Annotated in this window: 8 protein-coding genes; 4 read left to right on the forward strand and 4 right to left on the reverse strand. The window is 71.7% G+C overall.

Annotated elements, in window-relative coordinates:
• The first annotated feature begins 25 nt into the window (after positions 1–25).
• A complete protein-coding gene (locus tag GP2_RS11600) occupies positions 26–1,048 on the forward strand; it encodes an SURF1 family cytochrome oxidase biogenesis protein (protein ID WP_174320721.1) in 1,023 nt (340 codons plus the stop codon).
• Here the strand turns inward: GP2_RS11600 and GP2_RS11605 are convergent.
• On the reverse strand, positions 1,026–1,955 hold the full coding sequence (locus tag GP2_RS11605) for a cobalamin biosynthesis protein (protein ID WP_006900705.1): 930 nt from the start codon (positions 1,953–1,955) through the stop codon (positions 1,026–1,028). The genes GP2_RS11600 and GP2_RS11605 overlap by 23 nt on opposite strands.
• 117 nt (positions 1,956–2,072) lie before the next feature.
• On the opposite strand from GP2_RS11605, the gene GP2_RS11610 reads away from it, so the two are divergent.
• Together GP2_RS11610 and GP2_RS11615 are read left to right on the forward strand one after the other, a co-directional pair.
• Positions 2,073–2,894: a spermidine synthase gene (locus GP2_RS11610; protein WP_040526840.1), complete on the forward strand. Its 822-nt coding sequence runs from the start codon at positions 2,073–2,075 to the stop codon at positions 2,892–2,894.
• A 127-nt stretch (positions 2,895–3,021) separates the two neighbouring features.
• Complete coding sequence (locus tag GP2_RS11615; protein WP_006900707.1) at positions 3,022–4,974, forward strand: protein kinase domain-containing protein; 1,953 nt, start codon at positions 3,022–3,024, stop codon at positions 4,972–4,974.
• On the opposite strand, the gene GP2_RS11620 is transcribed toward GP2_RS11615, so the two are convergent.
• The 3 genes from GP2_RS11620 to GP2_RS11630 all read right to left on the reverse strand — a co-directional run bounded on the left by GP2_RS11620 (position 4,971) and on the right by GP2_RS11630 (position 8,098).
• The gene (locus tag GP2_RS11620) at positions 4,971–5,795 is read right to left on the reverse strand and encodes a maleylpyruvate isomerase family mycothiol-dependent enzyme (RefSeq protein WP_006900708.1); all 825 of its coding nucleotides are present in this window, start codon (positions 5,793–5,795) and stop codon (positions 4,971–4,973) included. The genes GP2_RS11615 and GP2_RS11620 overlap by 4 nt on opposite strands.
• A gap of 115 nt (positions 5,796–5,910) precedes the next feature.
• The gene (locus GP2_RS11625; RefSeq protein WP_006900709.1) at positions 5,911–6,600 is read right to left on the reverse strand and encodes a helix-turn-helix transcriptional regulator; all 690 of its coding nucleotides are present in this window, start codon (positions 6,598–6,600) and stop codon (positions 5,911–5,913) included.
• 82 nt (positions 6,601–6,682) lie between these two features.
• Positions 6,683–8,098, reverse strand: coding sequence for an amidase (locus tag GP2_RS11630; RefSeq protein ID WP_006900710.1), 1,416 nt, complete (start codon positions 8,096–8,098; stop codon positions 6,683–6,685).
• Between the two features lie 189 nt (positions 8,099–8,287).
• On the opposite strand from GP2_RS11630, the gene GP2_RS11635 reads away from it, so the two are divergent.
• Positions 8,288–9,081, forward strand: a 794-nt coding sequence (locus tag GP2_RS11635) for a serine/threonine-protein kinase (RefSeq protein ID WP_040526841.1), incomplete at its 3' end; no start/stop codon positions are given.

The raw sequence follows: 9,081 nt of genomic DNA on the forward strand, positions 1-9,081 counted from the left end.
ACCCGCGATCGGTAACCTGGGCATCGTGCACGTACTGCGAACAATCCTCCGACCTGGGTGGATCGCCCTCGGGATCGTGGTCGTGGCGTTCGCAGTGGCCTGCTTCACGCTCCTCGCGCCGTGGCAGCTCGGCAAGAACACCGACACCGAGCGCCGCAACGACCTGATCCGCACGGCCACCTCGCTGGAGACGGCGCCGATCGACGACGTCGCCCCGGGGTCTGCCTTCGACCCGGAGACCGAGTGGCGTGAGGTCTCGGTGACCGGTCGCTACCTGGAGGACCGGCAGGCCCTGGTCCGGCTGCGCAACGTCAAGGAGCGCCCGGCCATCGAGGTGCTCACCCCGTTCGCGGTGAGTGGTTCCGATCGCGTGGTCCTGGTGAACCGGGGCTTCGTGCGTCCCACCGAGGGCGCGGTGCCCGACATCCCTCCGCCGCCCGCCGGCGAGGTGACGATCGCCGGACGCATCCGCGCGGCCGAGAGCGTCAGCAATGACCGCGGCGCAGGCGATCAGGACGGCGTGCTCACCGTCCCGTCGATCAACCCGGGCCTGGTCGGCGGTGCCACCGGCACGAAGCTCGACGAGTTCTACCTGCAGTTGTCGAAGGACCAGCCGGGCGCGCTCGGCGAGATCGAACTGCCCCACCTCGACAGCGGCCCCTACCTCTCCTACGGGCTGCAGTGGCTCGCTTTCGGCATCATGGCGCCGCTGGGCGTGGGCTACTTCCTCTGGGCGGAGATCAAGGCGCGACGCCGGGCCGCGGAGGCGTCCGCACCGGAGTCCTCGGAACCCCGCAGCGGCGGTACCACCGAGCAGACCGCGGCCGCCGAGTCGCCCGACGAGGCCCACGCGGCCGCCGCCGTCGTTCGGACCCCCACGCCGACGAAGGGCGCCCCGGAGTCCCGGGCCGAACGCAAGCGCCGCATGCGTGAGGAACTGCGCGCGGCCGCCGGAGCGTCGGTCACCCGTCAGGTGGGCCAGATCGGGCAGGGTCCGACGAGCGAGGAGTCGGCGAGCGACAAGCTCAACCGGCGCTACGGCGGCTGAGAACGGCCCGCGCCAGGCACCCGGCGACGCACACCGCCGCCGTTGTCCGCTGCACCCGCCGCGACAACTCGACCGCGGCACGCAGATCGGCCGGGCGCGGCGCAGGCCCCCGCCCCAGCGCCGGACGCATCTCGACGCCGTGCGGGTAGACGGTCCGCCCCCCGAGCTGCACGCCGAGCGCCCCGGCGAAGGAGGCCTCGACGACGCCCGCGTTGGGGCTCGGGTGCGCCGAGGCGTCCCGACGCCACGCGTCGAGCGTCCGGCGCGGCCGGCCCGACGCCGCGACGATCACCGCGCCCGCGAGTCGCGCGGGCAGGTGGTTGGCGAGATCGTCGAGTCGCGCCGCCGCCCAGCCGAAGTCGCGATAGCGCTCGTTGCGGTAGCCGATCATGGCGTCGAGCGTGTTGACCGCGCGATAGGCGAGGACCCCGGGAACGCCTGCGACGGCGCCCCAGAAGAGCGGGCCGACGGTGGCGTCGGAGGTGTTCTCGGCGATGGATTCGAGGGCCGCGCGCGCGATCCCGTCCTCGTCGAGTGAGTTCGGGTCCCGCCCGCAGAGGCTCGGGACCAGAGCGCGGGCCGCGTCGACGTCGCCTGCGTCGAGTGCGTCGGCGACCTCGTCCCCTACCCGGCACAGCGAGGTCCCGCCCAACGCGACCCACGTCGCCGCGGCGGTGGCCGCGGCCCGGCCGACCGACCCAGGCGGGGTCAGGGTCGCCGACCCGACGACGACCGATCCCACTGCGACGGCGACGAGACGCGCACCGGCCTCGCGGGAGTCCGCGTACATCCGATCCTCGAGGAAACCCGCGAACCGGCCGAAGCCGGCCACCGGATGCCCGCGGGACGGGTCGCCGAACGCCTCGTCGAGGAGATACCCGGCCGCCAGGCCGATGGCGGTAACCACCGCGCGCCCGGTCCGGCGCCGCCCGGCGTCTCGTGGTCGCTTCCTGTCTCGGGGCACCGCGCGATGGTATCGACCGCGCGTCGTGGCCGTGCGGAGGCCGTGCCACACTTGACCCCCGTGGCCAGGTCATCCGCGGAACCATCCCCCGGGCGGTACGACATCGACACCGGTGTCGCCGAACTCGCGCGCGACCCCTTCGCCGGCGGCTGGTTGCTGACCGTGAACGGCGCGCACAGCTCGCACATCGACCCCGACGACCCGACGGTCCTGGACTTCGAGTACCTGCGACAGATGGCCGCGGTGATCGCCGAACGCCACGACCGGTCCGACCGGCTCCGCGTCCTTCATCTCGGCGGCGCGGCGTGCGCGCTCGCCCGCTACCTCGACCACGAGTATCCCGACGCGCGGCAGGTCGCGGTGGAGATCGACGCCGAGCTCGCCCGGCTCGTCCGGGAGTGGTTCGACCTCCCCCGCGCCCCCAGGCTGCGCATCCGGGTGGGCGACGCCCGCGAGGTGGTCACCTCGCTGCAACCCGGCACCCGGGAGGTGGTGGTGCGCGACGCGTTCAGCGGCGACCGCACCCCGGCCCATCTCACGACCCGCGAGTTCACGGCCGCGGTCAAGGAGGTCCTGGTGCCGGGAGGCCTGTACCTGGCCAACTGCGGCGACGGCCGCGACCTCGCCGGAGCCCGTGCCGAGGCGGCCACCGTGGCGTCGGTCTTCGAGAACCTGATGCTCATCGCCGACGCCGCGATGTTCAAGGGGCGCCGCACCGGCAACATCGTGATCGTCGGCAGCGACGCCCCGCTCGAACCGTCGTCGCACCTGGTCCGGACGCTGCTCAGCGACCCGCTGCCCGCCCAGGTCCTCGCCGGCGCCAAGGCCCGCGACTTCGCGCGCGGTCCCGAACTCACCGACTCCGACTCCGCCGCACGTTAGGGTCCTCCCGCTCCGGGCACGAGCGTGCCGCGTGCTCGGTGCACGAACCCCGCACTCCACTCGTTAGGGTGGTCACGACGGCCGCCGGGGGCTGCAGAGTCGACTGCTGCCAGGGAACGAGGATCACGTGACGGAGCCATCGTCGAGAGCGGGCACCACGCTGGGCCCGTACCGCATCGACAGACTGCTGGGCCGCGGCGGCATGGGCGAGGTGTACGAGGCCTACGACACCGTCCGGGAGCGTCGCGTCGCGCTGAAGCTGCTTCCTCCGCACCTGGTGCACGACAAGGACTTCCGCGAGCGCTTCGAACGCGAGTCGAAGACCGCGGCGCGACTGTCCGATCCCCACGTCATCCCGATCCACGACTGGGGCGAGATCGACGGGGTCCTGTTCATCGACATGAGACTCGTCGACGGCCGCGACCTGCGCAGGGTTCTCGAGTCCGGGACGCTCGCCCCCGAGCGTGCCCTCGACATCCTCGGACAGGTGGCCTCCGCGCTCGACGCCGCGCACCGCGACGGCCTGGTGCACCGCGACATCAAACCCGACAACGTCCTGGTCGACGCCGACGACTTCGCCTACCTCGTCGACTTCGGGATCGCGCAGGGCGCCACCGACAGTCGCCTGACCCAGACCGGCACCGCGCTCGGCACGCTCGCCTACATGGCGCCGGAACGGTTCGGCGACCAGCCGGCCGGGCCGTCGTCGGACGACTACGCGCTGGCCTGCGTGCTGTTCGAGTGCATCCACGGACAGACCCCGTTCCCGGCCAAGACCGATCAGGGGCTGATGACGGCGCACCTCACCAAGGCGCCGCCACAGACCGGCGGCCCGCTCGACCCGGTCTTCGCACGGGCACTGGCGAAAGACCCGGCACAGCGGTACGACTCCGCCCGCGAGTTCATCCGGGCCGCCAAGGACGCTCTGGCCGCGGGCCCGGCGCCGCGGCCTGCGTCACCGGAGACCCGGGTGGCCAGCCCCCGGCCCCTGCCCCCGACCACCCCGGCGTACACCCCGCCGCCGTCGGTCACGCCACCGCCCGGCGCGCCCGCCCGCGGATCGCAGTCCGGTCCCCAGGCCGGGCCGTCGTACGGCTCCGGGCCGTCGTACGGCTCCGGGCCGCACCACGGCTCGGGTCCCCGCCACGATCCGGCGCAGGGCAACCCCTCCGTGCCGAACACCTCGGGACCGCACGCCCACTCGCACGGCGGACCCCGGTACCCCGCGCCGGCACAGGCGGACCCCTATGCGTCGGTGCCCCCGCACCTGTCCGGACCCCACGCCGGTCCGGGGGGACAGTGGGGCTCCGCCCCCACCCCGGCGGGGACGAAGACGCATCGCAACATCGTGTTCGCCGTGCTCGCCGGCGTGGTGGTGATCGCACTCGCGGTGACGGGCGTCGTGGTGGCGCTGTCGGGCTCCGGCGACGATCCGCGGCCGCCCGCGCCGTCGTCGACGGCGATGCCCGCCGGCACGGTGGAGTGCACGTACCCGTCCCGGTCCGCGGTCGGCGGGGTGGAGGTGCCGCCTCCCGCGTCCGCGCAGCCGAACACCGGCACCGTCGACGTGGAGGTCCCGATCGCCGCGCAGGGCACGATCGGCATGACCCTCGACCGCGCCGACGCCCCGTGCAACGTCGGCGCGATGGTCTCGCTCATCGAGTCCGGTTTCTACGACGGCAGCAAGTGCCACCGCGCGTCGGACAAATACCTGATCTGCGGCTCGTCGGCAGGCCAGGAAGGCACCAACCCCGGCTGGACGAGTCCCGACGAGCTGCCGACGAACCTGCGCACGACCGGCACCGAGAAGGGCGTCCCCACGGTCGTCTACCCGCGCGGCACCGTCGCCATCCTCGATTTGCCCGACGACGGCGGCGCCACCGGCTCGACCACGTTCTTCATGCTCGCCAAGGACACCATCCTGCCGCTCAGCTACTCGATCGTCGGCACCATGGACACCGCCGGACTCGCGGTGCTCGACACGATCCTCGCCAACGGGTTCACCCCGTCGCGCCCGGGCGCGCAATCGGGCCCGCCCAACCAGAACCTGCTGATCCAGAAGGTCCGGATCAGCGACTAGATGACGTAGTTCATCCGCGTCAGGATCGCCTGTGCGAGTGCCGAATCCCCGTCGACCTCCACTGCCGACGGATCGGCGTCGCGGCGCCCGCCGGCGCAGCGCGCGAGGTTGACCGCGTCGATGCGCAACCGGACGTCGGCCGACGCGTCACCGCCGTCGAACTCCTCGACGAGACCGGCGCGGTCGGCGACGGCGATCCGCACCACGCGCGGCGACAGCCCGGTGATGTCGAAGACGACCTTGCTGCCCTTCGGCGCGCCGGCGCGCTTGCCGACGACGAACGGCAGCGACGCGGTGATCTCGTCGAGCGCCCACGCGGCCGGGACGGGATCGGTCGGCAGCGTGCCGTCGGTGGCATCGCGCAGGTCGATCTCGTGCATCCAGCAGTCGAAGACGCGAATGCGCATGAAGCGGCCGTATGTGTCGGGGCCCGCGGGGGTGAGCGCCTCGGCCTCGAAGTCGTTCTGCGACATCGCGTTCAGCGCCACGGTGCGCACCCCGACGATCTCGTCGAGTGCGGCCAGCACCTCGGACCTCGACTTCGGGCGGAAGTGCTCGACCCACTTCTCGTTCAGCTCGCCGATCGGGTTGCGCACGTGCTCGAGCGCGCTGATGGTCGGCGACGCCGCCACGTCGCGGCCGTCGAGCATCGACTCGGTGCCGATGATGTGCGCGACGACGTCGGCGTTGGTCCACCCCGGCAGCACCGAGGGCGCCGACCACTGCTCGTCGCCCAGTCCGGCCGCGACCTCGGCGATCGTCGCCCACTCGGCCACGAGCGCCTCGGTGAGTTCGGCCTTCGGCAGGATCGTTGTCGGCATGTGCGTGCTCCTCGCGATCTCATCGCCCGGCGAGATCCGGACCGGGACAACATTAGCGCTCCGAACGTCCGTCGATCGGCACGTCGCGGATCCGGCCGGGTCGGCTGCGGCCCGGTCAGATGAGACCGAGTTGCGTCGCACGCACGGCGGCGCTCACCCGGCTGGAGGTGCCGAGCTTGTCGAGGATGTGCTCGACGTGCCGGTTGACCGTGCTCCGCGAGATGAACAGGCGCTGGGCGATGTCGGCGTTGGACATCCCGTCGGCCACCAGCGCGAGGACGTCGAGTTCGCGCGGCGTCAACGCGATCCGCTGCTGTTCCATGATCTGGTCGACGAGGCCGCCGGTCAGTCCGCGGACCTCGGCGAGCAGCGCACGCAGCCAGTCCGGGAAGACGCTCTGCCGCACGCTCACGTGGATGGCCCCGACCACCTCGCCGGTGCCCGCGACCAGGGCGACCGAGGAGCCCTCGTCGAAACCGGCAGGAGCCAGAACAGATCTCACCGTGTATGACGAGCGGTACGACTCGACGTCGCGCCAGGTCAGCACCCGCTCGGGATGAGACTGCACGACCGCCATGCCGGGATCGCGACGCACGAAGTCGGTGAGCAGGTAGTCCAGCGTCCGGTCGTCGTAGCCGGAACTCGAGAGCACCACGTGGCGCTGCGTCTCGGGATCGACCCGTGTCACGGCAGCGGCGGCGGCGTCGAGACGACCGGTCACGAAACGGGTCAGGCCGTCGATCCGGTCGCCCGGACCACCCTCGGTCACGGCCGGGAGCAGCCCTTCCAGAAGCATCGTCGCCATGGACAGATCCTAGTGGCGGGCGGGGCCGGAAGTCTCGGAAAACCTCCTGATGATCAGGAACATCCGACCCCGCCCGTGGCCGTCAGAGGGAGGGCACCTCGTGCGCCCACGGACGCACGCGCTCGAGGTTCGCCGCGGCGCGCAGCACCGCCGCGTCGTCGTGCAGGCGACCTGCGATCTGCAGACCGACCGGACGACCGTCCGAGGTGAAGCCGGCCGGCACGGAGATGGCCGGGGTCGTCATCATGTTGAAGGGGTAGGTCAGCAGCCAGCCGAGCAACTGCGAGCGCAGCGATTCACCCTGCAGCCGTTCCGGCGCGAACTGGCCGAGCGGGAAGGTCGCCTCCGCCAGGGTCGGGGTGATGAGCAGGTCGTACTCCCCCATGAACTGGTTGAAGGTGTCCCACATCTGTCCGCGGAACGCGTCGGCACGTCCGACGTCGACGCCGGTCAGGCGCTCGGCCTCCCGCAACAGCGCGACGAGCTCGTCGTCGACCTGTCCCTTCCACTGATCCCACTCGAGCATGTCGTACTCGGCGGCGAAGCCCGGGACCCAGATCCCGTTCCACATCGCCTCCTCGGGGTTCCCCCAGGCCGGTGTCGCCTCCTCCACCGTCGCGCCGAGCTCCTCGAACACCTCGACGGCCTGTTTGCAGATCGCGAGCACCTCGGGATCGACCTCGGCGAATCCCAGGTCCGGCGACCACGCGATCTTCCAGCCCTTCACGTCCTTGCGCGTCTCGGCCACCCAGTCGGTGTCGGCGGCGGGCAGGCTCAGCGGATCGGCGGAGTCCGGACCGGCCATCACCGACAGCATCAGCGCGTTGTCCTCGACGGTGCGGGTGATCGGCCCGTGGTAGGCCCAGTGGTAGTAGCGGCCGCCGAGGATCGTCTGCGGGATACGGCCGGTCGACGGCTTCAGCCCGACCACACCGCAGAGCGAGGCGGGAATGCGCACCGAACCCGCGCCGTCGCTGCCCTCGGCGAGCGGACCGAGACCGGCGGCCACTGCGGCCGCGGCACCACCGCTCGAGCCGCCTGCGCTGTGCCCGGGCTTCCACGGGTTGTGCGTCGGGCCGAACAGGTGGTTGTCGGTGTTGCCGTAGTAGCCGCTCTCCGGGGTGTTCGTCTTGCCGAGGAACAGGCCACCGGCGGCCTTCAGCCGCGTCACCACGACCGCGTCGGCCTCGGCGATGTTGTCCTTGAGCGGCACCATGCCGAAGGTCAGGGGCCTGCCCTTGACCGCGGTGAGGTCCTTGATGGTGAACGGCACCCCGTGCAAGGGACCGAGCGGCTCGCCCTTGGCCACCTGGTCGGTGAGCGCGGCCGCGTCGGCGAGCACCTGCTCGCGATCGAAGTCGATGATCGCGTTGACCGACGGGTTCACCGCGTCGACGCGGGCCACCGCGGCTTCGGCGACCTCGGTCGGAGACACCTCCCTCGACGAGATCCGTTGTGCGAGTTCGACTGCTGTCAGGTATGCGAATGAATCGGTCATGGGCCGACACTAGGTCGGGTGTGACGCAGGCCACCATTGGTCAGATAACCCATTCTCGCGGGAACCCGTACCCGCCGGGACCGCTCGCGCGACACATCGGCGCGGGGTCGTGACACGTTCGGATGAACCCGGGACCGCCGTCGCGTGGTTGCGCCGCCGATCACCGGAGGAAGACCTAGATTGAGGGGCGTGTCAGATTTCGACCTCAGCGGCACGCGCCTCGGCCCCTACTCGATCGACGAGCTCATCGGCCGCGGCGGGATGGGCGAGGTCTACCGCGCCACCGACACGTGCAAGGGCCGGGTCGTCGCCCTGAAGCTCCTCAGCCCGGCGATCGCCGGCGATCCCGCCGCCCGTGACCGGTTCCTGCGCGAATCGAGGGTCGCCGCGCAACTGAACGACCCCCATGTCATCCCGATCCACGACTGGGGCGAGATCGACGGCCGGCTGTTCATCGACATGCGACTGGTCGACGGTCGGGACCTGCGCACCCTGCTCGCCGACACCGGGCCGCTGCCCGCCGAGCGTGCCCTGAAGATCGTCGGGCAGATCGCCGACGCCCTCGACGCCGCCCATCGCAGCGGGCTCTGCCACCGGGACGTGAAGCCCGACAACATCCTCGTCGACGACCGGGACTTCGCGTACCTGGTGGATTTCGGCCTCGCGCAAGCGGATACGGACACCCGTCTCACCAGCACCGGCACCGCGATCGGGTCGTTCGGCTACATGGCGCCGGAACGGTTCGGCTCGGGCACGGTCGGGGCACCCGCCGACATCTACGCCCTGGGCTGCGTGCTGTTCGAGTGTCTCTCCGGCGTGCCCCCGTTCGCGTCGGCGACCACGATCGAACGCCTCATCACGGCTCACCTCACGGCGCCTCCCCCGCGCCTCGGGGCGGCCGTCGACGAGGTGATCGCGCGAGGGCTGGCCAAGGACCCGGCGGAGCGGCCGCCGTCCGCCGGGACGCTCGTCGCCGATGCCGA

It is taken from the genome of Gordonia paraffinivorans NBRC 108238, from assembly GCF_000344155.1.
Taxonomy (GTDB): Bacteria; Actinomycetota; Actinomycetes; order Mycobacteriales; family Mycobacteriaceae; genus Gordonia; species Gordonia paraffinivorans.

What these genes read in the sequence shown, in the direction of transcription:
- GP2_RS11620 (WP_006900708.1), bottom strand. Translation starts at nt 5,795, where the DNA reads ATGCCGACAACGATCCTGCCGAAGGCCGAACTCACCGAGGCGCTCGTG.
- GP2_RS11625 (WP_006900709.1), bottom strand. Translation starts at nt 6,600, where the DNA reads ATGGCGACGATGCTTCTGGAAGGGCTGCTCCCGGCCGTGACCGAGGGT.
- GP2_RS11630 (WP_006900710.1), bottom strand. Translation starts at nt 8,098, where the DNA reads ATGACCGATTCATTCGCATACCTGACAGCAGTCGAACTCGCACAACGG.